The sequence below is a fragment of the Streptomyces sp. NPDC126510 genome, from assembly GCF_040302345.1.
Classification (GTDB): Bacteria; Actinomycetota; Actinomycetes; order Streptomycetales; family Streptomycetaceae; genus Streptomyces.
Genome location: NZ_JBEORR010000016.1, coordinates 110,921 through 133,552 on the forward strand (window position 1 = coordinate 110,921; position 22,632 = coordinate 133,552).

25 protein-coding genes and 1 pseudogene are annotated in these 22,632 nt (G+C 70.4%); 10 read left to right on the top strand and 16 right to left on the bottom strand.

All coding sequences use genetic code 11. The annotated features are described in order from the left end of the window. Positions 1-77: 77 nt before the first annotated feature. On the bottom strand, positions 78-1,367 hold the full coding sequence (locus tag ABTX60_RS23475) for an acetyl-CoA C-acetyltransferase (protein WP_352098957.1): 1,290 nt from the start codon (positions 1,365-1,367) through the stop codon (positions 78-80). A 178-nt stretch (positions 1,368-1,545) separates the two neighbouring features. On the opposite strand from ABTX60_RS23475, the gene ABTX60_RS23480 reads away from it, so the two are divergent. Together ABTX60_RS23480 and ABTX60_RS23485 are read left to right on the top strand one after the other, a co-directional pair. Next, the gene (locus ABTX60_RS23480) at positions 1,546-2,850 is read left to right on the top strand and encodes a 3-oxoacyl-ACP reductase (RefSeq protein WP_352098958.1); all 1,305 of its coding nucleotides are present in this window, start codon (positions 1,546-1,548) and stop codon (positions 2,848-2,850) included. Further along, positions 2,850-3,701: a MaoC/PaaZ C-terminal domain-containing protein gene (locus ABTX60_RS23485; RefSeq protein WP_352098959.1), complete on the top strand. Its 852-nt coding sequence runs from the start codon at positions 2,850-2,852 to the stop codon at positions 3,699-3,701. The genes ABTX60_RS23480 and ABTX60_RS23485 overlap by 1 nt, the downstream gene beginning before the upstream one ends. On the opposite strand, the gene ABTX60_RS23490 is transcribed toward ABTX60_RS23485, so the two are convergent. From ABTX60_RS23490 to ABTX60_RS23530, 9 genes and pseudogenes are all read right to left on the bottom strand, one after another. Next, complete coding sequence (locus ABTX60_RS23490; RefSeq protein ID WP_352098960.1) at positions 3,689-4,354, bottom strand: TetR/AcrR family transcriptional regulator; 666 nt, start codon at positions 4,352-4,354, stop codon at positions 3,689-3,691. The genes ABTX60_RS23485 and ABTX60_RS23490 overlap by 13 nt on opposite strands. 97 nt (positions 4,355-4,451) lie before the next feature. Continuing rightward, positions 4,452-5,762: a dicarboxylate/amino acid:cation symporter gene (locus ABTX60_RS23495; protein ID WP_352098961.1), complete on the bottom strand. Its 1,311-nt coding sequence runs from the start codon at positions 5,760-5,762 to the stop codon at positions 4,452-4,454. A 69-nt stretch (positions 5,763-5,831) separates the two neighbouring features. Continuing rightward, positions 5,832-5,891 (bottom strand): annotated as a pseudogene (locus ABTX60_RS43245) (putative leader peptide); the annotation flags it as partial. Between the two features lie 182 nt (positions 5,892-6,073). Beyond that, complete coding sequence (locus ABTX60_RS23505; RefSeq protein ID WP_352098962.1) at positions 6,074-6,373, bottom strand: DUF4229 domain-containing protein; 300 nt, start codon at positions 6,371-6,373, stop codon at positions 6,074-6,076. 101 nt (positions 6,374-6,474) lie between these two features. Further along, complete coding sequence (locus ABTX60_RS23510; protein ID WP_352098963.1) at positions 6,475-6,999, bottom strand: GNAT family N-acetyltransferase; 525 nt, start codon at positions 6,997-6,999, stop codon at positions 6,475-6,477. A gap of 16 nt (positions 7,000-7,015) precedes the next feature. Beyond that, entirely contained in the window at positions 7,016-7,666 is a 651-nt protein-coding gene (locus ABTX60_RS23515; RefSeq protein ID WP_352098964.1) for a UdgX family uracil-DNA binding protein, read from the bottom strand. 69 nt (positions 7,667-7,735) lie between these two features. After that, positions 7,736-8,899 (bottom strand): aminofutalosine synthase MqnE, encoded by a 1,164-nt coding sequence (mqnE, locus tag ABTX60_RS23520; RefSeq protein WP_352098965.1) that lies wholly within the window; start codon positions 8,897-8,899, stop codon positions 7,736-7,738. Positions 8,900-8,944: 45 nt separating this feature from the next. Further along, positions 8,945-9,400, bottom strand: a complete 456-nt coding sequence (locus ABTX60_RS23525) for an Lrp/AsnC family transcriptional regulator (protein ID WP_053669556.1) — start codon at positions 9,398-9,400, stop codon at positions 8,945-8,947. A 56-nt stretch (positions 9,401-9,456) separates the two neighbouring features. After that, positions 9,457-10,119, bottom strand: coding sequence for a UbiX family flavin prenyltransferase (locus tag ABTX60_RS23530; protein ID WP_352099038.1), 663 nt, complete (start codon positions 10,117-10,119; stop codon positions 9,457-9,459). Between the two features lie 115 nt (positions 10,120-10,234). On the opposite strand from ABTX60_RS23530, the gene ABTX60_RS23535 reads away from it, so the two are divergent. Next, positions 10,235-10,840: a rhomboid family intramembrane serine protease gene (locus ABTX60_RS23535; protein WP_352098966.1), complete on the top strand. Its 606-nt coding sequence runs from the start codon at positions 10,235-10,237 to the stop codon at positions 10,838-10,840. Here the strand turns inward: ABTX60_RS23535 and mqnP are convergent. Continuing rightward, positions 10,830-11,732 (bottom strand): menaquinone biosynthesis prenyltransferase MqnP, encoded by a 903-nt coding sequence (mqnP, locus tag ABTX60_RS23540; RefSeq protein ID WP_352098967.1) that lies wholly within the window; start codon positions 11,730-11,732, stop codon positions 10,830-10,832. The genes ABTX60_RS23535 and mqnP overlap by 11 nt on opposite strands. Further along, positions 11,729-13,180, bottom strand: a complete 1,452-nt coding sequence (locus ABTX60_RS23545) for a menaquinone biosynthesis decarboxylase (protein WP_352098968.1) — start codon at positions 13,178-13,180, stop codon at positions 11,729-11,731. Before ABTX60_RS23545 ends, mqnP begins: the two co-directional genes overlap by 4 nt. Before the next feature lie 66 nt (positions 13,181-13,246). Here ABTX60_RS23545 and ABTX60_RS23550 point away from each other — a divergent pair, with 66 nt between their 5' ends. From ABTX60_RS23550 to ABTX60_RS23560, 3 genes are all read left to right on the top strand, one after another. After that, entirely contained in the window at positions 13,247-13,540 is a 294-nt protein-coding gene (locus ABTX60_RS23550) for a PLD nuclease N-terminal domain-containing protein (protein ID WP_352098969.1), read from the top strand. A gap of 68 nt (positions 13,541-13,608) precedes the next feature. Beyond that, positions 13,609-14,214, top strand: a complete 606-nt coding sequence (locus ABTX60_RS23555; protein WP_352098970.1) for a DUF6232 family protein — start codon at positions 13,609-13,611, stop codon at positions 14,212-14,214. Continuing rightward, complete coding sequence (locus ABTX60_RS23560) at positions 14,211-14,555, top strand: hypothetical protein (RefSeq protein ID WP_351645659.1); 345 nt, start codon at positions 14,211-14,213, stop codon at positions 14,553-14,555. Before ABTX60_RS23555 ends, ABTX60_RS23560 begins: the two co-directional genes overlap by 4 nt. Before the next feature lies 1 nt (position 14,556). Here ABTX60_RS23560 and ABTX60_RS23565 read toward each other — a convergent pair whose 3' ends face one another. Together ABTX60_RS23565 and ABTX60_RS23570 are read right to left on the bottom strand one after the other, a co-directional pair. Next, positions 14,557-14,670, bottom strand: coding sequence for a DUF397 domain-containing protein (locus ABTX60_RS23565; protein WP_352099039.1), 114 nt, complete (start codon positions 14,668-14,670; stop codon positions 14,557-14,559). After that, a complete protein-coding gene (locus ABTX60_RS23570; protein ID WP_352098971.1) occupies positions 14,618-15,565 on the bottom strand; it encodes a helix-turn-helix domain-containing protein in 948 nt (315 codons plus the stop codon). The genes ABTX60_RS23565 and ABTX60_RS23570 overlap by 53 nt, the downstream gene beginning before the upstream one ends. A 104-nt stretch (positions 15,566-15,669) precedes the next feature. Between ABTX60_RS23570 and ABTX60_RS23575 the strand changes: the two genes are divergently transcribed. The 4 genes from ABTX60_RS23575 (at position 15,670) to ABTX60_RS23590 (ending at position 19,788) form a co-directional block, all read left to right on the top strand. Beyond that, a complete protein-coding gene (locus ABTX60_RS23575) occupies positions 15,670-16,275 on the top strand; it encodes a DUF7848 domain-containing protein (RefSeq protein WP_352098972.1) in 606 nt (201 codons plus the stop codon). A 743-nt stretch (positions 16,276-17,018) separates the two neighbouring features. Then, the gene (locus ABTX60_RS23580) at positions 17,019-17,771 is read left to right on the top strand and encodes a MerR family transcriptional regulator (RefSeq protein ID WP_352098973.1); all 753 of its coding nucleotides are present in this window, start codon (positions 17,019-17,021) and stop codon (positions 17,769-17,771) included. Between the two features lie 16 nt (positions 17,772-17,787). Beyond that, positions 17,788-18,240 (top strand): nucleoside deaminase, encoded by a 453-nt coding sequence (locus ABTX60_RS23585; protein WP_352099040.1) that lies wholly within the window; start codon positions 17,788-17,790, stop codon positions 18,238-18,240. A gap of 135 nt (positions 18,241-18,375) precedes the next feature. Continuing rightward, a complete protein-coding gene (locus ABTX60_RS23590) occupies positions 18,376-19,788 on the top strand; it encodes a condensation domain-containing protein (RefSeq protein WP_352098974.1) in 1,413 nt (470 codons plus the stop codon). A 16-nt stretch (positions 19,789-19,804) separates the two neighbouring features. On the opposite strand, the gene ccsB is transcribed toward ABTX60_RS23590, so the two are convergent. Next, positions 19,805-20,887: a c-type cytochrome biogenesis protein CcsB gene (ccsB, locus tag ABTX60_RS23595; RefSeq protein WP_352098975.1), complete on the bottom strand. Its 1,083-nt coding sequence runs from the start codon at positions 20,885-20,887 to the stop codon at positions 19,805-19,807. Next, on the bottom strand, positions 20,884-22,629 hold the full coding sequence (resB, locus tag ABTX60_RS23600; protein WP_352098976.1) for a cytochrome c biogenesis protein ResB: 1,746 nt from the start codon (positions 22,627-22,629) through the stop codon (positions 20,884-20,886). Before resB ends, ccsB begins: the two co-directional genes overlap by 4 nt. Positions 22,630-22,632: the final 3 nt, after the last annotated feature.

Here is a 22,632-nt window from a genome sequence, read left to right on the forward strand (position 1 = left end):
CGGGGATGGTCCGGGGCCAGGCCTGTGCAATCTCGGGGATTACGTGAGGGGCTTTCAGGTTCTGCGTGGCGGTTCCCTCAGGCGCGCTCCAGGACGGCCGTCACCCCCTGCCCGCCCGCCGCGCAGACGGAGATCAGCCCGCGGGCGGGGCCGTCTTGTTCGGTGAGGAGCTTGGCCAGGGTTGCGACGATCCGGGCGCCGGTGGCGGCGAAGGGGTGGCCGGTGGCGAGGGAGGAGCCGGCGACGTTCAGGCGGGCACGGTCGACCGTGCCGAGGCCCCGCTTCTCCCAGGCGGCGAGCGTCGCCAGCACCTGGGAGGCGAACGCCTCGTGGATCTCGACGAGGTCGAAGTCGTCCAGGCCGAGCCCGGTCCGCTCCAGCATGCGCGGGACCGCGTACGCGGGCGCCATGAGCAGTCCGTCCTCACCGCCGGCCACGTCGCCGCCGACGAAGTCGACGGCCGCCGTCTCGTACGCGGTGAGGTACGCCAGCGGCTCCAGCCCGCGCTCGCGGGCCCAGTCCTCGCTCGCGAGCAGGACGGTGGCGGCGCCGTCGGTCAGCGGAGTGGAGTTCCCGGCGGTCATGGTCGGGCCGGGGTGGTCGAGTCCGAACACCGGCTTCAGGGAAGCCAGTTTTTCCACCGTCGAGCCGGGGCGCAGGTTCTGGTCTCGGGCCAGGCCACGGAAGGGGATCACCAGGTCCTGGAAGAAGCCGCGTTCGTACGCCGCCGCCAGCCGCCGGTGACTGGTGGCGGCGAGCTCGTCCTGGGCCTCGCGGGGGATGCCCCAGGCACGGGCGGTGACGGCCGCGTGTTCGCCCATGGACAGGCCGGTGCGCGGCTCGGCGTTGCGCGGGATGTCGGGGACGAGGTGGCCCGGGCGCACCTTCGCCAGGGCTTTCAGGCGGACGCCCGGCGTTTTGGCCCGGCGGACCTCCAGCAGGATGCGCCGCAGGGAGTCGTTGACGCCGAGGGGTGCGTCGCTGGCTGTGTCGGCGCCGCCCGCCACGGCCGACTCGGTCTGGCCGAGGGCGATCTTGTTGGCGGCGGCGATGACGGCCTGGAGTCCGGTGCCGCAGGCTTGCTGGATGTCGTAGGCGGGGGTGCGCGGATCGAGTCGCGAGCCGAGGACGGTCTCGCGGGCGAGGTTGAAGTCGCGGGCGTGCTTGAGCACGGCCCCAGCGACGAACTCGCCGACGGCGCCCGGCTCCCGGAGCCCGTACCGCTCGACGAGGCCGTCTAGGGCGGCGGTGAGCATCTGCTGGTTGGAGGCGGTGGCGTAGGGGCCGTCGGAGCGGGCGAAGGGGATGCGCGCTCCGCCGACGACCGCCACACGCCGCACCGACGGCGACAACTGGCGGGCACTCATCTCGACCAGCTCATCTCGACCAACTCATTTCAACCAGCTCATCTCGACCCGGTCCTCCTGCGTGACATAGCATTACCTCCGGTAACCTTACTCCAGAGTAAGCAGGAGTGGGGCTTCAGCGAACCGTCTTCAGCGAAACCGTCTTCAGCGAACCGTCCTCGGGAACTGGGAGTCGTCCATGGCCGACCGCTATCTGCGCTTCACCGGTACCGCGCCCGGCCGCTTCCTCACCCGTCGGCTGGGACTGCCGCAGCCCGCGGCGCTGACTCGCTTCTCCGCCGAACGGCCCGTCCTGGACGGCGGACTGCTGCACCTCACCGCCGGCCGGTCCGCCCTCGACCTGCCACCGGTCCTGGCCCGTACGGAACTCGGCCCGGCCGGCTCCGACCGCACGGCCGCCGTCGTCCTGGACGCGACGGGAGTGCGGGACGTCGAGGGCCTGGCGGAGGTGCACGCCGCCCTGCATCCCGTCATACGGTCGGTCGCCCCGAGCGGGCGCGTGGTGCTGCTCGGCGCGCCGCTCGACCCCGCCGACCACCACCAGGCCGCGGTCCAGCAGGCCCTGGAGGGTTTCACGCGCTCCCTCGGCAAGGAGATCGGCCGGGGCAGGACGGTGAACCTGGTCCGGCTCACGGACGCGGCCGCCGCGGAGTCCACCCTGCGCTTCCTGCTGTCGCCCAAGTCGGCCTACGTGAGCGGGCAGGTCGTCGAGGTGGGAGCCGCCCGGGAGACGGCCGACGCCGCCCCGGAGCGCCCCCTGACCGGCCGCACCGCCCTGGTCACCGGCGCCGCCCGGGGCATCGGCGAAGCGGTCGCCGAGACCCTCGCGCGGGACGGTGCCCGGGTCGTGGTGCTCGATGTGCCGCAGGCCGGGCAGGACGCCCGGCGGGTCGCCGACCGGCTCGGCGGCACCGCGCTCCTGCTCGACATGACGGCCGCCGACGCGGGCGCCCGGATCGCCGAGGCGCTGCCCGACGGACTGGACGTGCTGATCCACAACGCGGGCATCACCCGTGACCGGCGCCTGGTGAACATGCCCGCCGAGCGCTGGGCCTCCGTGCTCGACGTGAACCTGGCGAGCGTGCTGCGCACCACCGACGCCCTGCTGAAGGAGGGCACGCTGAAGCGCGGCGGCCGGATCGTCGCCACCGCCTCGATCGCGGGGATCGCCGGCAACGCCGGTCAGACCAACTACGGCGCGAGCAAGGCGGGCATCGTCGGCCTGGTCCGCTCCCTCGCGCCGCGCGCCCTCGACGAGCACGGCGTGACGGTCAACGCGGTCGCGCCCGGCTTCATCGAGACCAAGATGACCGCCGCCGTCCCGCTGTTCATCCGCGAGGCGGGCCGCCGCATGAACTCCCTGGCCCAGGGCGGTCTGCCGGCCGACGTCGCCGAGACCACCGCCTGGCTGGCCCACCCGGCCTCCGGCGCGGTCAACGGCCAGGTCGTCCGCGTCTGCGGCCAGAGCCTGCTGGGGGCGTGATGGCCGACTCCACCGCTCTCACCCTCACCCGGCCCCCCTCCCTCGCCCCGCTCCTGGCCCGCGGCGCCCTGCTGTCCCCCCTCAAACGCCCCGGTCCCGACGCGGAGTTCCCCCGCACCCGGCTCGTCCTGCCCGGCGTGCGCGTCGACCTCGCGCGACTCGCGGCGTACGAGCGGGTCTGCGGGTTCCCCGTCGGGGAGGACGCGCTGCCGGTGACGTATCCGCACGTGCTGGGATTTCCCCTGGCCATGCGGCTGATGAGCGGGCGGGACTTCCCGTTGCCGCTGCTCGGCCTCGTCCACACCTCGATCACCGTCACCCGGCACGAGCGGATGCCGCCCGGCGGCAAGTACGAACTCTCCGTCCACGTCGAGGGGTTGGCCCCCCACCGGCGCGGCACGGAGGCCACGGTCGTCACCGAGGTGCTCCGCGGTGGTGCCCTCGTGTGGGAGTCGAGCAGCACGTACCTGGCCCGGCACCGCACGCACCGGCTGACCGCGGTCCCCCGGGAGCCGGAGCCGAGCAAGCCGCTGCCCCCGGTCGACGAGTGGCGGCTGGCCGGGGATGTGGGGCGCCGCTACGGGGCCGCCTCCGGCGACCGCAACCCGATCCATCTGCACCCGCTCACGGCCCGCCTGTTCGGCTTCCCCCGGGCCATCGCGCACGGCATGTGGACGGTGGCCCGCTGCCTCGCGGCACAGGACGTCCCCCACTGGTGCCATCTGCGCGCGGAGTTCCGGGCCCCGGTCCTGCTGCCCGCGACGGTGACGTACGCGGCGCGGGACGGCCGGTTCGAGCTGCGCGGCCGTGAGGACCGCGTCCATGTGACGGGGGACGTCTACCCGACGTGAGGGTCCGGCGTCTCCTCCGGAGGCGCCCAGGGCCGCCCCTCCATCAGGTCGCCGAGTCCCGCCCAGGCGAAGTTCATCAGCGTGGCCGCGGCCTGGCGGGCCGTGACACCCGGGGTGGCGTTGGCCCAGGCGGCGAGCGACTCGGCGGCGCCGACCAGGGCTTCGGCCAGCCCGGCGACCTCGCGTTCCGGCAGGTCGGGATTGCGGTGGGCCTCGCGGGCGCCGGCGAGGATGAGCTGGGTGACGAACGCGACGATCTCCTCGCGCATCGCGGTGACCTCGGCGGCGAACGGTTCGCCGTGCGTGCGGGCCTGGAGGTGCAGGACGGACCACGCGTCCGGGTTCTCGCCGGTGTGCGCGAAGAAGGCGCCGAGCCCCTCCCACAGCTGCCGGTCGGCGGGCAGGTCGCGGCGGACCCCGGCCCGTACCGCCTCGACGAGGGCCGTCGCCTCCCTGCGGATGCACGCGGTGAAGAGGTCTTCCTTCGAGTTGAGGTACAGGTAGACCAACGGCTTGGACACGCCCGCGAGTTCGGCGATCTCGTCCATCGACGCGGCCATGTAGCCCCGTTGGCCGAAGATCCGCACGGCGGCGTCCAGCATCTGCTGTTCACGGACCGCGCGCGGCATCCGCTTGGTCTTCACGGCACCCATAGCGCTCAAGCGTACGGGCCCCCCGGGCGGCCCTCTCCCGGGAAACCGGGGCAGGTCCGCTCAGGGGGCCCGTAACGCGTGCGGCAAGGTCCGGCCGTCAGGCGGTCGCGCCGACCGGCTCGGTCCGGTCGCGCGGCTCGTCGAGCGGCTCGTCCATGGAGGAGCCGTCGGCCGTGGCGTAGGCGTCGCGGTCGAGCAGGTTCTCGCGGGCCGAGACCAGGACCGGGATCAGCGCCTGCCCGGCGACGTTGGTCGCGGTGCGCATCATGTCGAGGATCGGGTCGATCGCGAGGAGCAGACCGACGCCCTCCATCGGCAGTCCGAGCGTGGACAGGGTGAGGGTCAGCATGACCGTCGCACCGGTGAGACCGGCGGTGGCGGCCGAGCCGACCACCGAGACGAACGCGATCAGCAGGTAGTCGCCGACGCCCAGCTGGATGTCGAAGATCTGGGCGACGAAGATCGCGGCGATGGCCGGGTAGATCGCGGCGCAGCCGTCCATCTTGGTCGTCGCGCCGAACGGCACCGCGAAGGACGCGTACTCCTTCGGCACGCCGAGCCGCTCGGTGACCTTCTGCGTCAGCGGCATGGTGCCGACCGAGGAGCGGGAGACGAAGGCCAGCTGGATCGCGGGCCAGGCGCCCTTGAAGAACTGGACCGGGTTGACCTTGGCGACGGTCGCGAGCAGCGTCGGGTAGACGCCGAACAGCACGATGAGGCAGCCGACGTAGATGTCGGCGGTGAACGTCGCGTACTTTCCGATCAGGTCCCAGCCGTAGGTGGCGATGGCGTAGCCGATGAGGCCGATCGTGCCGAGCGGGGCGAGCCGGATGACCCACCACAGCGCCTTCTGCAGGAGGCTGAGGACGGACTCGCTCAGGGTGAGGATCGGCTGGGCCTTCTCGCCGAGTTGCAGGGCCGCGATGCCGGCGACGGCGGCCATGAAGACGATCTGCAGCACGTTCAGCTGGGTGAACGGCGTGATGACGTCGGTCGGGATGATGCCCGTCAGGAAGTCGATCCAGGAGCCGGTGTCCTCGGGCTTGCCACCGTCCTTGGGGGTGAGGCCGGTACCGGCGCCGGGGTTGGTCAGCAGGCCGATGACCAGGCCGATGCTGACCGCGATCAGCGAGGTGATCATGAACCAGAGGAGGGTGCGCGAGGCCAGGCGGGCCGCGTTGTTGACCTTCCGCAGGTTGGTGATCGAGACGAGGATCGCGAAGAAGACGAGCGGGGCGACCGCGAGCTTCAGCAGCCCGATGAAGGTGTCGCCGACCTTTTCCAGTGTCGTGACCAGCCAGGGCAGGTCCAGGTCGCGGGCGAGCCAGCCGAGGAACACACCCAGAACGAGACCGGAGAGTATCTGGACCCAGAAGGGCACCTTGAAGAATTTCAGACGTGAGGACACGGAACGACTCCGTTGGGGGGACGCGTAGGGGGAGCTGACGTGGGAGGGACGGCGGGGGGTTGCGTTACGTCAGGAACGACAGAAAGCGGACGCGCACCGACAGAGATCCACGTGCAGCCGCGCCACGAGCGGAGCGCTCAGGGGCGAATGGGGCGCGACTGCTGACTTCATACCATGACCTTAACACCTGAACTTTGGGGGCCCCAAAGCCTTCCTTTGGAAGGTGACGACGCACACACGCCCATACAACGCAATGCGCCCCGTTTCCGTGCATGTACGGAAACGGGGCGCTGCGAGCGTGCGAGGGGGCCCTACGAGGTCTGCCCCTGGGTGCGGGCGGTGTCGTCGGCGGCGTCCTCCTGGCTGCGGTTGGCGTCCAGGTTCGCCTTCATCCGGTCCACGCGCTGCGCGACCTGCACGGACGCCCGGTCCCGCTCCTTGCGCAGCACGACGAAGCTGATCGGCGCGGAGATCAGCAGGGCGAGGAGTACGACCCACAGCCCGTTGCTGTTGCCCAGCCCGCGCGGGGCGATGCCGGAGTAGACGGCGCCCCAGACGACCACGAGGCAGCCCACGAAGACTCCGAGGCGCATCAGTGTGTAGCGGAGCATCTCAATCCACTCTTCCGTTTCGAACGGCCGGAACGCACCCAAAGGGGCACCGTCCAGTGAAGCACGCCGAGCGGCCGATCTTGCACGGGGGTCTTCGACGGTCAGACCAGGGGCAGCAGCATGATCACGTCGTCCCGGTCCTGCCCCGGCCCCACCCGGATCGCCCCGGGGATCCGCCCGACCTCCTTGTAGTCGCAGGACGCGTAGAACCGCTCAAGCCCGAGACCGCCCCGGCAGGTCAGCCGGATCGCCTCGATCCCGTCCATCCCCCGGGCCGCGTCCGCGGCGGCGCCCAGCAGCTCCCGGCCATAGCCCTTGCCCTGGTGCCGCGGGTGCACCATCACCGTGTACAGCCACAGCCAGTGCGTCATGAGGTGGTGCGTGTTGAAGGTCAGGAACGCGGTCGCCGCGACGCGTCCCTCCTCGTCGTGCCCGACGAGGAGCTTGACCCGCCCCTCGGCCATCGACGCGAAGTGGTTCACCAGTGCGGGGCGAATCTCCTCCCGCGTCACCGGCGGCACGTACCCGACGGCTCCGCCGGCGTTGGAGACGTCGGTCCACAGATCGAGCAGGCCGTCACGCAACTCGGGGGTGACAGCGGGACCGAGCGTGAAGGTAAGGGGCATGGAAGGATTGTAGCTATTACGACAGGGCGTCGGCCGCCACCTTCAGGTCCGACACCAGCCCCCGGTACGCCGCCTCCCGGTCGTCGGACCGCAGCACCGACGACGGGTGCACGGTCGGCACCAGCCGCTCGTGCCGCCCGTGGATCTCCTCCTCCAGCACCGTCCCCCGCACCTGCGTGACCCGGAACGAGGACCCGAGCAGCGCCTTCCCGGCGGTGGCCCCGAGGACGACGATCAGCTCCGGCTCCACGACCGCGAGCTCCGCGGCCAGCCAGGGCCCGCAGGCGGTCATCTCCCGCAGGTTCGGCGCCTTGTGGATCCGCCGCTTCCGGGGCTCGGCCTGCGTGAACTTGAAGTGCTTGACGGCATTGGTGACGTACGCGTCCGCCGGGTCGATGCCGGCGTCTCCCAGGGCCCGGTCCAGCAGCTTCCCGGCAGGCCCGACGAACGGCTTCCCCTGCCGGTCCTCCTGATCTCCGGGCTGCTCCCCCACGAGCATGACCCGGGCATCTGCGTCGCCCGCACCGAAGACGGCCTGGGTGGCGTGCCGGTGCAGGGGACACCCCCGGCAGCCGGCGGCGGCCTCCCGCAGAGCGGAAAGCCCACCGCGAGCGGGAACGAAGGGTTCGGCGGTATAGGCATCCTCAGGTGCCGAGGTCCTGACCATGCCCTCCGGGTACCCACCCCAGGGGCGCGGGGAACTGCGCGACCAGCCCCCACGCACGGAAAGCCGCAATCACACCCGCATAGGCTGCGGCGACTCGCGACGCTCAGGGTCAGGACCCTCGTACTCCCGAATGATCTCGTACCGGGTGTTCCGCTCCACCGGCCGGAACCCGGCGTCCCGAATGAGATCCAGCAGATCCTCACGCGTCAGCTTGTTCGGCGTCCCATAGTTGTCCGCGTCATGAGTGATCTTGTACTCGACGACGGAACCATCCATGTCATCCGCCCCGTGCTGAAGCGCGAGCTGAGCGGTCTGCACCCCGTGCATCACCCAGAACACCTTCACGTGCGGCACGTTGTCGAACAGCAGCCGCGACACCGCGAAGGTCTTCAACGCCTCCGCACCGGTCGCCATCTGCGTCCGCGCCTGGAGGCGATTGCGCACCTTGCCGTCCTGCATGTCGACGAAGTCGTGCTGGTACCGCAGCGGGATGAAGACCTGGAACCCACCGGTCTCGTCCTGCAGCTCACGCAGCCGCAGCACGTGGTCCACCCGGTGCCGGGGCTCCTCGATGTGCCCGTAGAGCATCGTGCACGGGGTCTTCAGACCCTTCTCGTGCGCGAGCCGGTGGATCCGGGACCAGTCCTCCCAGTGGGTGCGGTGGTCCACGATGTGCTGCCGGACCTCCCAGTCGAAGATCTCGGCGCCACCACCGGTGAGGGACTCGAGACCGGCGTCGATGAGCTCGTCGAGGATCTCCGACGCGCTCATCCCCGAGATGGTCTCGAAGTGGTGGATCTCCGTGGCCGTGAACGCCTTCAGCGAGACGTCCGGCAGCGCGGCCTTCAGCTCCCGCAGCGACCGCGGGTAGTAACGCCACGGCAGGTTCGGGTGCAGCCCGTTGACGATGTGCAGCTCGGTGAGGTTCTCCGACTCCATCGCCTTCGCGAGCTTGACGGCCTCCTCGATGCGCATCGTGTACGCGTCCTTCTCCCCCGGCTTGCGCTGAAAGGAGCAGTACGCGCAGGAGGCCGTGCACACGTTCGTCATGTTGAGGTGACGGTTGACGTTGAAGTGCACGACGTCGCCGTTCTTGCGGGTGCGCACCTCGTGCGCGAGACCGCCCAGCCAGGCCAGGTCGTCCGACTCGTACAGCGCGATGCCGTCCTCACGGGTCAGACGGACGCCCGTCCTGACCTTCTCCTCCAGCTCGCGCTTGAGCCCGAGATCCATGCCCACACCTTTCTCCGAAGACGTCCCCACCGTACGACTTGCGCTCTACTCCTCTTCGGGCAGCTCCCCGACCCGGTTCTCCCACTTCGTGGAGAGCACGATCGTCGTACGCGTCCGGGAGACGCCCTCGATGCCGCTGAGCCGCCGGATCATCTTCTCCAGACCGTCGACGTCCGCCGCCCGCACCTTGAGCATGTACGAGTCGTCGCCCGCGATGAACCAGCAGTCCTCGATCTCCGAGAGGTCCTTCAGCCGCTGCGCCACGTCCTCGTGGTCGGTGGCGTCGGAGAGTGAGACGCCGATCAGCGCGGTGACGCCGAGGCCGAGCGAGGCGGCGTCGACGGTGGCCCGGTAGCCGGTGATGACCCCGGCCGCCTCCAGCCGGTTGATGCGGTCGGTGACACTGGGTCCCGACAGTCCGACGAGGCGTCCCAGCTCCGCGTAGGAGGCCCGGCCGTTCTCCCTGAGGGCCTGGATGAGCTGCCTGTCCACCGCGTCCATTGCGATCGAAGCCTTCCGCTGAAGTTGTCGTTGAGTCCGATGTGTTCGGGTGCTGCTCAGCCGTCGCGGTGCGCACCGCCGCCGAGTTCACCTTGCCAACGGCGGTAGAGCCGGTGCGGCACGCCCGCCGCGTCGAGTACACGTCCGGCGACGAAGTCCACCAGGTCCTGGATGTGCGTCGCGCCCGCGTAGAAGGCGGGTGAGGCGGGCACGACCGTCGCACCCGCGTCGTCGAGGGTGACCAGATGGCGCAGGGTCTGGCCGTTCAGCGGGGTCTCCCGCACGGCCACGATCAGTGTGCGGCCCTCCTTGAGGGTCACGCTCGCCGCCCGTTGCAGCAGGTCCTTCGACAGTCCGAGCGCGACCCCGGCCACACTCGCCGTCGAGGCGGGCACGATGAGCATGCCCTTGGTGGGGTACGACCCCGAGGAGGGTCCGGCGGCCAGGTCGCCGGCGCTCCAGTGCCGTACGGCGTCGATGTCGACGGAGAAGGTGCCCGGCTTGCCGTCGGCGCCCCGGGACAGCCATTCCCGCAGGTCGGCCTGCCAGTGGGCGTCCCGGAAGGAGATCCCGGTCTCGTCCCGCAGGGTGAGCCGGGAGGCCCGGGACACCACGAGGTCGACGCTCTCGCCGGCGTCCAGCAGCGCGCGCAGCACGGCAGCCGCGTACGGCGTGCCGGAGGCCCCTGAGACCCCCACGATCCAAGGCGTGCGCGGCATCTCGCCTGGCTTGACTGGGTTCACAACACCGAGCCTATCCGGCGTCGCAGGGTGGGAACCGGCCGAGGGGTGCGGGCCGTTGCACGGAGGGGACGAGCGAGCACTGGGGGTCGACATGTCGAATCCGCGCGCCGGGTGGTCACAGGGCGACCGTGCGCTGGCCGCGGGCAAGCTGATGCTGGCCTGGGTGGCGCTGCTGTGGCTGCTGGAAGTGGTGGACGTGGCCACGGGCCACGCGCTGGACGGTTTCGGCGTCACCCCGCGCGACCCGTCCGAGCTGGTCGATGTCGTCCCCTCGTCCTTCATCCACTTCGGTTTCGCCCATCTGGCCGCGAACACCGTCCCGCTGCTGGTCCTCGGCTTCCTCGCCGCGCTCGCCGGCCTGCGCCGGTTCCTGCTCGTCTGCGCGCTGATCATCGTCGTCGACGGCCTGGGCGTCTGGCTCATCGCCCCGGAGCGCACCAACACCGCGGGCGCCTCCGGCGTGATCTTCGGACTCTTCGGCTTCCTCCTGGTCAGCGGTTTCGTCGAGCGCCGCCCCTGGGGCGTCCTGGCGGGCGTCCTGGTCGCCGCGATCTGGGGCGGCTCGATCCTGACGGGCCTGGCCCCGACCCAGACGGGCGTCAGCTGGCAGGGCCATCTGCTGGGCCTGCTGGCAGGGGTGGCGGCGGCGTTCGTGTTCCGCCGCGACCGGGCAGCACCGCCCGCGCTCACACGGTGAGGCCACGCACCAGGAGATCCAGCAGCGCGCACACGAACAGGGCGATGCCGATGAAGCCGTTGACGCTGAAGAAGGCGCGGTTCACTCGGGAGAGGTCGTGGGGGCGGACGATGGAGTGTTCGTAGAGGAACGCTCCGGCGACGATCAGCAGGCCCAGCCAGAAGAAGGCGCCGGCGCCGGTGGCGAGGGCGTACCCGACGAAGAGGGCCGTCGTGAGGGTGTGGCAGACCCGGGCGCCCCAGATCGCCGCCGGGATGCCGAAGCGGGCCGGGACGGACATGACGCCGATCTCGCGGTCGGTCTCCACGTCCTGGCAGGCGTAGATCAGGTCGAAGCCGCCGATCCAGATGCCGACGGCGAGACCGAGGAGCACCGCGTCCCAGGACCACTGCCCCGAGATCGCCAGCCAGCCGCCGACCGGCCCCATCGCCTGGGCGAGGCCGAGGATGGCCTGCGGGAAGTTCGTGAACCGCTTGCCGTAGGGATAGACCACCATCGGGATCACCGCGATGGGGGCCAGCGCCAGGCACAGGGGGTTCAGCAGGGCGGCGGCGCCCAGGAACACGGCCAGGGCGATCAGCGCGCCCGTCCAGGCGTGCTTCACCGACATCGCGCCGGTCACCAGCTCGCGCTGCGCCGTGCGCGGGTTCCGCGCGTCGATCTCCCGGTCGATGATCCGGTTGACCGCCATCGCGAAGGTGCGCAGCCCCACCATGCAGACGGTGACCAGCAGCAGTTTGCCCCAGTGGATGTTCTTGTCCCACTGGAACATCGCCGTGAGCGCGGCGATGTACGCGAAGGGCAGCGCGAAGACCGAGTGCTCGATCATCACCAGCCGGAGGAACGCCTTGGTGCGTCCCGGCTGCGGGATCGCGGCGGAAGCGGAGGTCACAGTCCGTACTCCTTCCAGCGGCGGTCCACCTTCGCCGCCGTCTCCGGGTCCGACTCGACCATGTCCGGCCAGCCGCCGTCGCGGGTGTAGCCCTCCTCGGGCCACTTCTTCGTCGCGTCGATACCGGCCTTGCCGCCCCAGAACTGCTGGTAGGAGGCGTGGTCCAGATGGTCGACCGGGCCCTCGACGATGCTCAGGTCCCGGGCGTAGTCCGTGTTGCCCAGCGCCCGCCAGGCGACCTCGTGCAGATCGTGCACGTCACAGTCGGAGTCGACGACCACGATCAGCTTGGTCAGCGACATCATGTGCGCGCCCCAGATCGCGTGCATCACCTTCTGCGCGTGCTTGGGGTACTTCTTGTCGATGGAGACGATCGCGCAGTTGTGGAAGCCGCCCGCCTCCGGCAGGTGGTAGTCGACGATGTCCGGCACGATGATCTTCAGCAGCGGCAGGAAGAAGCGTTCCGTCGCCCGTCCCAGCGGCCCGTCCTCCGTCGGCGGGCGGCCCACGACGATCGACTGGAGCAGCGGACGCTTCCGCATCGTCACGCAGTCGATCTTCAGTGCCGGGAAGGGCTCCTGCGGCGTGTAGAAGCCGGTGTGGTCGCCGAAGGGCCCCTCGGGCAGCATCTCGCCCGGCTCCAGCCAGCCCTCGATCACGACCTCGGCCTGCGCCGGCACCTGGAGCGGCACGGTCTTGCAGTCGACCATCTCGATCCGCTTGCCCGCGAGGAACCCGGCGAACAGGTACTCGTCGATGTCCCCGGGCAGTGGGGCGGTGGAGGCGTACGTCACGGCGGGCGGACACCCGAAGGCGATCGCGACGGGCAGCCGCTCGCCCCTGCGCGCGGCCACCTGGTAGTGGTTCCGGCTGTCCTTGTGGATCTGCCAGTGCATGCCGATGGTGCGCTTGTCGTGCCGCTGGAGCCGGTACAGCCCGAGATTGCGGACGCCGCTCTCCGGGTCCTTGGTGTGGGTCAGCCCCAGGTTGAAGAACGACCCGCCGTCCTTCGGCCAGGTGAACAACGCCGGAAGCTGGTCGAGGTCGACATCGTCCCCGGTCAGGACGACCTCCTGCACCGGCCCGTCCTTCACCTTCTTCGGCGGTACGTGCGTCATCGCGCCGAGCTTGCCGAAGGCCTCCCGGACGCCGACGAAACCGTGCGGCAGCTCGGGCTTCAGCAGCCCGCCGATCCGCTCGGTGATCTCGGCGTACGACTTCAGGCCCAGGGCCTTCAGCAGCCGCCGGTCCGTGCCGAACACGTTCATCGCGAGGGGCATGCTCGAGCCGCGCACGTTCTCGAAGAGCAGGGCGGGGCCGCCGGACTTCTGCACCCGGTCGACGATCTCCCCGACCTCCAGATACGGGTCGACCTCGGCCTTGATGCGCTTGAGGTCACCCTCGCGCTCCAGCGCCCTGAGCAGGGAGCGAAGATCGTCGTAAGCCATGGGGTCCAGTATCCCCGAGCCGCTACCCTGGCCTGGAACCACCCACCGCTTTCGCTGAGAGGCCGCATGCTCCGGGTACTGATGTTCCTCGTGCCGCTGGCGCTCAGCGTGTACGCGTTCATCGACTGCATCAGCACGAAGGACGACGAGATCCGCCACATGCCCAAGCCGCTGTGGGCGCTGCTGGTGCTGGTGTTTCCGCTCGTCGGGTCGATCTCCTGGTTGATCGCCGGCAAGAAGCGGGTGCCCGCGGCGGAGCGTCCCCGGCAGTGGGTGGCGCCCGACGACAATCCCGACTTCCTGAAGTCCCTCGACGAGGACAAGAACAGGGACGACGACCCGAAACGCGACGAGTCCTGAAGGCACCGGCACTCCCGCCCGTGTGAAACCACTTGCCCTCGGTAAGCACATGGTCGCCAATGGTGCCCATGGAGACACAGCAGCCACCGGGGCAGTGGGACGTACCACCCCCGCCGTCCACTCCGCCGCGCGCCATGACGGACGTCGAACTCCGTGTCCACAAACGCCTGTTATGGGTCGGCACGGCCGCCTACCCCCTGCGCAACATCGCCCGGGTGTACACCTTCACCCTGCACCCCAAGCGCAAGGAGGCGGTCTTCCGCTTCCTGACCCGCGCCCTGATCACCCTGGCCGTGGCGATCGGCCTGTCGATCGTCGTCGGCCTGGCCGTCCTCGCCGACGAGTCCTCGGCCGGCGTGGTTCTCACCTTCGTGTGGCTCGTCGCGGGCGCGGCGCTGGTCTACTTCTTCATGGGCATGCTCTCCGTCGTCACGGCCCCGTCGCACTACGTCCTCGCCGTCGAGACGGCCGGCCCCTCCACCGCGATGGTCACCAGCAGCAACCCGCAGCACCTCGACCAGCTGGTGGGCTACGTCGCGGGCGCGCTGGAGAATCCCGACACCGAGTTCCAGGTGACGGTGGAGCGCCTGACGATCAACTCGCCCACGAACTACCACTTCGGCGACAGCGTGAACATGTACGGCGGCAGCGGGAACACGGGGATCTCGGCATGAGCGGCAACAACTACTACTACGGCGACAACGTCAGCATGCACGGCGGCAGCGGCAACACGGGCATCGTGAAGAACGGGGCCACGGGCGACACGGACCCCGCCCTGCGGCTGGCCCTCGCCGAACTGATCCGTGAGGTTCGGGAGCTGCGCGACCAGCTGCCACAGCCGAGCGCGCAGCTCATCGACGAGTCCCTGCCGGTGCTGGCCGCGGACGCGGCGCCGGCGCAGGAACGGCACCGGGCGCTGCTGGCCGTCGCCGCGATCGCCGCGGCCGTCGGGGCCGTGGGCCAGCCGGTGGCCGAGGCGGCCAACCGGATCCTGCAGATGGTGAGCGGGCAGTAGGTCAGCGCACGGAGCCGACGAACGCCGCCCAGGCGGACCGGGCCACGACCAGGACCGGTCCGTCAGGGGTTTTGCTGTCGCGGATGGGGACGGTGGCGGGGAAATCGGGGGCTATTTCGATGCAGTTGCCGCCGTTTTCGCCGCTGTAGCTGCTCTTGATCCAGATCGCCGCGCAGAGTTCGTGCCTCTTCATGCTGCTCGTACCCTTCCATCGCGTCGCTGATCAGGGCGACGGACTCGCGGACTGACAGAGCGTCTGCCCTGAGCACATCATAGGCGTGGCTATGACCTGTAAAGACGGTCGGATCGTCCGTGAAATGGCCACGATCCAGCGACTCCGAGTACACCCATCGGTGCCCGTCCGGCAGCTCGATCAGAGACATGGAAACGTTGGGCCGCAGAAGGTTCGAGAAGCTCGCCGGAGCCACCTGGATACGGATGTTGGGGCGCTGCCCGACGCTGAGTAGGTGGGCACACTGGTCCCGCATGATCGCCGCGCTGCCGACCATGTTGCGCAGGCAGCTCTCGTCCAGGACGACGATGTACAGCGGGCCGCCCTCTGCCAGGAACCGTCGCTGCCGACTCAGTCGAGCACGGGCCCGCTCCTCCACCTCGTCCCCGCTTGCAACACGGGTGAACAGCGCACGGACGTAGTCACCTGTCTGCAACAGCCCAGGGATCACTCGCTCCTGGTACTCCCGGAGGGTGACGGCAACCTCGTCCATCTCGGCCCGCCGCCGGAACCAGTCGGGATGCTCCACCTGCGGATACCAGTCGATCCGGCCCCACAGCCGAAGCAACACCCCACCGGTACCCAACAGTTCGTCGCAGGTCTTGGCGAACGTGTCCTGCGGAACCCTCGTACCGCCCTCGACCCGCGCCACATGCGAACGGTCGCATGGGATCTGTCTGGCCAGGCCCTCCTGCGTAAGCAGCGCGGCCTCGCGGAAGTGCCGCAGGACCTCCCCGAATACCGCCGCCGTACTCGCCCCGCCGTTCCGTCGGCTCACGGCTCCCCCTCCGTGACAGTGCACCGGTGTCACACACAAAGCATTGATCCGGACCGTTCCCCTGCGCAACGCTCGGTACACCCAGAGTGACGGAGGTGCACGGAATGGAACCGGGAACGCTCGTCTACGACCCCCAGACGCGCAAGGTCGGCGAGTACCAGGACAGAACCGGCCCGTATGTGATGCTGCGCCCGGTCGGCGGCGGCCGGGAATGGCAGGCGGACCCGGCGAGGATCCGGGAGGCCACCCTGGACGAGCGGCTCAGTGCGGGCGTACGCGCGCTCAACGACCGTTCCAGGGAAGGACTGTCGGCCGATCCGACCCGACCGCCCTCTCCGGTACCCGGGTGCGCGAGCTGTGAGGAGCTGTCGCTGCGGCGGGACAGGGCGCGGGCGGCGTTCGACGGCAGTGCGGTGACGGACGCGAACGTGCTGCTGCGTCAGCACCAACGGGACGAGCACGGTGGGGAGTCGGCCGGCCGCAGGATCTTCCGGTACGTGCCGTACACGATCGTGCAGGACGCGTCGGCGCAGCCGGAGTACGAGGCGCGGTGCGTCTCGGGTGAGGAGGAGGACTGCGGGGCGGGTTCGGGTCCGTGCCAGGCGCCCGGCGAGGTGGAGGAGTGGCAGCGCAGGCACACCCAGGAGACGAGGCACTTGCGCTACCGCCGCAGCTTCGCGGACTACGCGGTACTGGAGCGGCAGCGCTGACGGAGCACTGAGCAACTGTCGGGGCGGCCCGGAAAGGCGGGTGGCCAAGCCTGCCTGCGATGAACGGCCCGTTGCATCGCCGGTCGGCATCGGGCGAACGGCCGCACTCGCGCCTCGCCCGCACGCCGGGCGGGCTCAGCGGCAATCGGTGAGTGGGCGGTGTTCGGCCGGTTGGGCGGCCACCGGCGATCCCGGCCATCGGCGGAAGCAGTGCAGCAAGCAGGAAGCAGTGAGTGGAGCAATTGGGCGACCCTGCTCGTCTCAGCCCCAGGCAGGCAGAGCCCACGGCGGCCGAATCGCTCCACTCTCCCGACGGCAGCGCACCGCGCCGATCGCTGCCGCACCACTCCCCCACCGAACGCCGCTCGTCCCGCCCGGCGTGCAGGCGAGGTGCGGACGCGCCACCGCAACACCGCACCCACCGGTCGCCGCCGAACCCGCCCGGCGTGCAGGCGAGGCGCCGGTGCGCCCCGTTTCGCCGAGCGGCGATCCGGTGGGCCCTCGGGGACAGCGGGCTGTGGCCACCGCCTTTCCGGGCCGCTCGCTCGCTTCTCTCCCGTGCTGGAACGGGCTGGGTCAAGGGTGGCCCGAAGGGTCATCGCCGAAGGCGACGCGAAGCGCCCTTGATGCAGGCCGTGGAAGCACGACACTGGCAAGAAGCGGGCGGCCCCGAGAGCACGTCTCGACTCACCCGGCCGACAACCCACCCCCCCCCAACGCCCTCACCTCCGGGACCTCCATCGATGACGAACGACCGCCGCCTGCGCCCCGTCGACCTGGCCCGGCTCGCCGGTGTGTCGACGCAGCAGATCCGCAACTACGAGGACGCCGGTGTGCTCCCGCCGGCCGCGCGGACCGCGTCCGGTTACCGCGTCTTCGGTGAGGTGCACCGCGGCGCGCTGCTGGCGTACCGGACGCTGCTGCGGGGGTACGGGCCGGTGACGGCGACGCACATCATGCGGACCGTGCACGAGGGGGACGTGCCGGGCGCGCTCGCACTGGTCGACGCCGCGCATGCGGCGCTGCACGAGGAGCGGGTGTCGCTGCGGGCGGCGAGCGAGGCCCTGGAACTGCTGGCGGCCGAGCCGCCCGCCCCGTTGCCGCGCTCGGGCGGGCTGCGCATCGGGGAGGTGGCGGTGCTGCTGGGCGTGCGGACGTCGGCGCTGCGGGTGTGGGAGGGAGCCGGGCTGCTCACGCCGGGACGCGAACGCGCCACGGGGTACCGGGTGTACGAGCCGTCCGATGTGCGCGATGCCCGGCTCGTGCACATCCTGCGCCGCAGCCACTACCTGTTCGACCAGATCAGGCCGGTACTGGAGGGGCTGCGGCGGGAGGGCGGCAGCGCGGCGCTGCGTGCGGCCGTAGCGGCGCGCGGCGAGGCGCTGACGGCGCGCACGAGGGTCATGATCGAGGGCGCGGGCGCCCTGCACGCCCACCTCGACCGGCTCAGCGCGGCCGGGCCGGGTTACGGAGGGGCGGGGCCGGGTCATGAATGACGTCATGGACGAGGTCATGGACCGGGCACAGGCACGCACATGGCTCACGACCGCCGTCGAGGAGGCCCGCGCCGGGCTCGCCGAGGGCGGCATCCCGATCGGTGCCGCGCTGTACGGCGCCGACGGCACCCTGCTGGGCCGCGGCCACAACCGCCGCGTCCAGGACGGCGATCCGTCGCTGCACGCGGAGACGGCGGCCTTCCGCGCGGCCGGGCGGCAACGCTCCTACCGGGGCACGACGATGGTGACGACCCTGTCGCCGTGCTGGTACTGCTCCGGCCTGGTGCGGCAGTTCGGCATCTCCCGCGTCCTGATCGGGGAGGACGTGACCTTCCACGGCGGCCACGACTGGCTCGCCGAGCACGGTGTGAAGATCGTGCTGCTGGACGACGACGAGTGCATCGGCCTGATGCGGGACTTCATCGCGAGCAGCCCGGATCTGTGGAACGAGGACATCGGCGTCAACTGAGCGCACCGGCCGGGGTTCGCATCACCGTTCGGGATGCCATCCGATCCATTGAAATGTGGCGACACCCGGTGTCGCCGGTGGCGGGTTCGCCATTCGTTTGGTCGGGTCTATCCCACCTGCGAACGGAGACGCCCTGTGCGAATGACTGACATCCAGCGCTGCGACGTACGACCTGGGCGACTCGTCGAATGGACGCTCAGCCCGGCGACCGTCGCGACGGCGAAGGCCCTGCCGGAGGACTCCCGGCCGCCCGCCTACATCCAGGAGTCGCATCTGCGGACGGCGCGGTCCGTTCGCGAGGACGGTCTGTTCGTACCCACCTGGCTCGGCGCTGCGTTCGACATCCCGGGGCGGGTCGACCTGGACGCGCTGGGTGAGGCGCTGCGCGGCTGGACGCTGCGGCACGAGACCCTGCGCAGCGGCTTCCGCTGGGCGGGCGGGCCGGGCGACTCGATCCGCCGCTTCACCCTCGACCGGGCCTCCGTCTCCCTGCACCGCGAGGACGCCGGCGAGTTCACCGATCCCGAGGCCCTGGCCCAGCACCTCCAGGACCGCTTCGACACCACCGCCGACGCTCTGCGCTGGCCGAACCTCATCTACACGGGCGTCGTCAGGGACGACAGCACCAGCGTGTACATGGCTTTCGACCACAGCAACGTCGACGCGTTCTCCATCTACCGCATCCCGGCGGAGATCCAGGAGCTGTACGCCGCACATCTCACCGGCCGGGCCCCGGAGCAGTCGCCGGTCTCCAGTTACGTCGACTTCTGCGAGGCCGAGCGGGCCGACGCGGACCGGCTCGACGCGGACCACGAGATCGTGGCCCGCTGGCGGGAGTTCATCCGGCGCTGCGACGGGCGGCTGCCGAGCTTCCCCGTGGACCTCGGGCTGGATCCCGCGGCCGGGCTGCCGACGCAGAAGCTCATGCGCGAGATGCTCGTCGACGCGGACGCCGCCGCCGCCTTCGAGGCGTACTGCCGTCCCTACGGCGGTTCGCTGGTCGGGATCCTGGCGGCGACCGCGCTGATCGTCCACGAGATCGGCGGTGAGCCCGTGTACCGGACGGTGGTGCCCTTCCACACCCGGGCGAAGTCCGCGTACTCGGACTCGGTGGGCTGGTACGTCGGCGGCGCGCCGATCGAGGTGCCCGTCGACGACGCGCCCGACTTCCCCGCCGCGCTGAAGACCGTACGCGCCGCGCTGCACGCCACCCGGCCGCTGGCCCGGATGCCGCTGGCCCGGGTGCTGCGGCTGCTCGGCGCGGACTTCCGGCCGACGTCCCCCGACATGTACTCGATCGTGTCGTTCGCCGACGCCCGCGGCATCCCCGAGTCCACGAGCTGGAGCGAGCGCAACGCCTACGGCCTGATCCGGGTGTCGTACGGCGACCAGGTCTGCGCCTGGGTGACCCGGCTCCACGAAGGCCTGTGGTTCGCGGCCCGCTACCCGGACACCGATGTCGCGCACAAGAACCTGCGGCTGTATGCCGACCGGCTGCGCGACATCATCGTGTCGGTGGCGGACCACGCCCCCGTCGCCCGGCGGTGAGGTGCCCCGGCGGGACCTACACGCCTGCGTAGGAGTGCTTGCCGGAGACGAAGATGTTCACGCCGTAGTAGTTGAACAGCCAGCAGCCGAAGGCGATGAGGGCCAGGTAGGCGGCCTTGCGGCCCTTCCAGCCGGCCGTCGCGCGGGCGTGCAGGTAGCAGGCGTAGGCGACCCAGGTGATGAAGGACCAGGTCTCCTTCGGGTCCCAGCCCCAGTAGCGGCCCCAGGCGTCACCGGCCCAGATGGCACCCGCGATGATCGTGAACGTCCAGAGCGGGAAGACGGCCGCGTTGACGCGGTAGGAGAACTTGTCGAGGGAGGCGGAGGAGGGCAGCCGCTCCAGGACGGAGGTCGCGAAGGTGCCGGGCGTGCCGCCGCTCGCGAGCTTGCTCTCGTAGGAGTCCTTGAACAGGTACAGGATCGTGCCGACCGCGCCCACGTAGAAGACCGCGCCGCAGAAGATCGCCGTCGAGACGTGGATGTACAGCCAGTACGAGTGCAGGGCCGGGACCAGCTGGTCGCTGGCGGTGTAGAGGACCGTGACCGCCAGGCCCAGGTCGAGCAGGACCGAGGTGATCAGGAACAGGCCAAGCCAGCGCACGTTCTTCTTCAGGGCCAGCAGTCCGAGGTACACGCCGACCGCGACCGTGGAGAACGTGATGTTGAACTCGTACATGTTGCCCCACGGGGCGCGCTCCACCGACAGGGCGCGGGTGAGGACACCGGCGAACTCGACCAGGAAGGCGAGGACCGTGAGGGAGATGGCGATCCGGCCGTACAGGTCGCCCTGCTCGTCCCCGCCGTGCGCCCCGGGGCCGTCCGGCACGTCGCGCTGACCGGACGCGGCCCGCACGGTGACCTTCGGCCGCTCCAGCACGGCGGTGCCGCCGGCCTGGTTCACGGTGACGGCCGGGGCCGCCTTCTTGGCGTCCGCCTTGCCGGTGAGCGCGGCGGCGGTCCTGGCGACCTTGCTGCGGCTGCCGAAGAGCCATTCGGCGATGTATGCGAAGAAGGCCAGGGTGTAGACGGCCATCGAGGAGTAGATCAGCACATTGCTGATCTGGGCGAGGTTTTCGTTCGTGGCGGCGGCGAGAGTCACTGCTTCTCAGCCCCTTCGGCAGGTACGGGGGGTTCGGTGCCCGGCTCCTGAGCGGGGTCGGGGGAATCTGCGGGGTCGTCGGGGCCGGGGGTGCCCGGTGCCTGCTCGTAGAGGTCGCCGGCGAGGTGGCCCAGTTCCTCGGGGACCTTGGCGGACTCGCTGCGGCCGAGGCCGGCCATCTCGACGACGGTGACGCCGTCGGCGTCCTTGACCGCGCGCACCCAGACGCGGCGGCGCTGGATGAACAGGGAGGCGGCGAGGCCGCCGATCGCGGCGAGGGCACCGGCGAGGGCCCAGCCGCTGCCGGGCTGCTGGACGACCTGGAAGCCGGCCCACTCCTTGATGTCCTTGCCGAAGGTGACCGTACCGGCGCCGTTCGGGAGCTTCATGGTCTCGCCGGGCTTCAGCAGCTTCTTGAACAGCTTGCCCTGGGAGTCCTTGAACTCCTTCATGTTGGTCCGGTCCATCTGGTACACGCTCTGCGGGATGCCCGAGTCGGCCCCCAGGTCGCCGTGGTAGGCGGACAGCGCGAGCAGCGGATTGTCCAGCGCGGGGAACTGCGACAGCATCGTGCCGCTGGCGGAGCCGCCGAAGGTCGGCACGAAGAACGCGTTGAAGCCGAGCTGCTCCTTCTTGCCCTGGGCGTTGCGGTAGCCGTCGAGGACCTTGACGACACCTGAGGAGGTGACGTTGGAGTCCAGCGGCAGCAGCGGTACGGCGTCGTCGAAGACGACCTTGCCCTTGGCGTCGCGGACCGTGATGACCGGGGCGTAGCCGTGGCTGACGAGGTAGACCTTGGAGTCGCCGATCTCCAGCGGGTGGTTCACCTGGACGGTGTCGTTCTGGTCCTTGCCGTAGGCGCCCGTGCTGTAGGTGATGTCGGCCTGGTAGACGCGCGGGGTGCCCTTGTTGGGGCCGGTGCGCTCGTAGGTGCCGGTGAACTTCTTCAGGTTGAAGCTGAACGGCACCAGGTCGTCGGAGGTGAAGAGGTTGCCGGACTTGAAGTCGTCGTACTGGGTGAGCGTGTTGGAGAAGCCGTCACCCTCGACGACCAGCTTGTTCCCCTCGGACTTGTACAGCTGGCCCCAGGCGAAGGCGGTCAGCATCACGATGAGGGCGATGTGGAAGACGAGGTTGCCCACCTCGCGCAGGTAGCCCTTCTCGGCGGCGACGGCGTCGCCGGTGAGGTGGGTGCGGAAGCGGCGCTTCTTCAGCAGGGCCAGGGCGGCCTGGTGGACCTGCTCGGGTTCGGCGGTGGTGCGCCAGGTGGTGTGGGCGGGCAGCCGGTTCAGCCGCCGGGGCGCGCCGGGCGGCAGGCCGCGCAGCTGGCCGGCGAACTGCCAGGTGCGGGGCACGATGCAGCCGATGAGGGAGACGAACAGCAGAATGTAGATCGCGGAGAACCACACCGAGCTGTAGACGTGGAACATGCCGATCTTGTCGTAGACGTCCCCGAGGGCCGGGTGGGCCTTGCGGAAGTCGGCGACCTTCGTCTCGTCCTGGCCGGACTGCGGGATGAGCGAGCCGGGGATCGCGCCGAGGGAGAGCAGCAGGAGCAGCAGCAGGGCGACCCGCATGGAGGTGAGCTGCCGCCAGAACCAGCGGACCCAGCCGACGACGCCCAGGGACGGCAGGCTGGGCGCGTCATCCTTGGGGGCGGTGGACAGCTGGGAGCCGGCGTCGCCCAGCTCCTGGTCCTCGGCGGCGGAGGGGGCCGGGTCGGAGGCGGTGGTCTTGCTCATGGA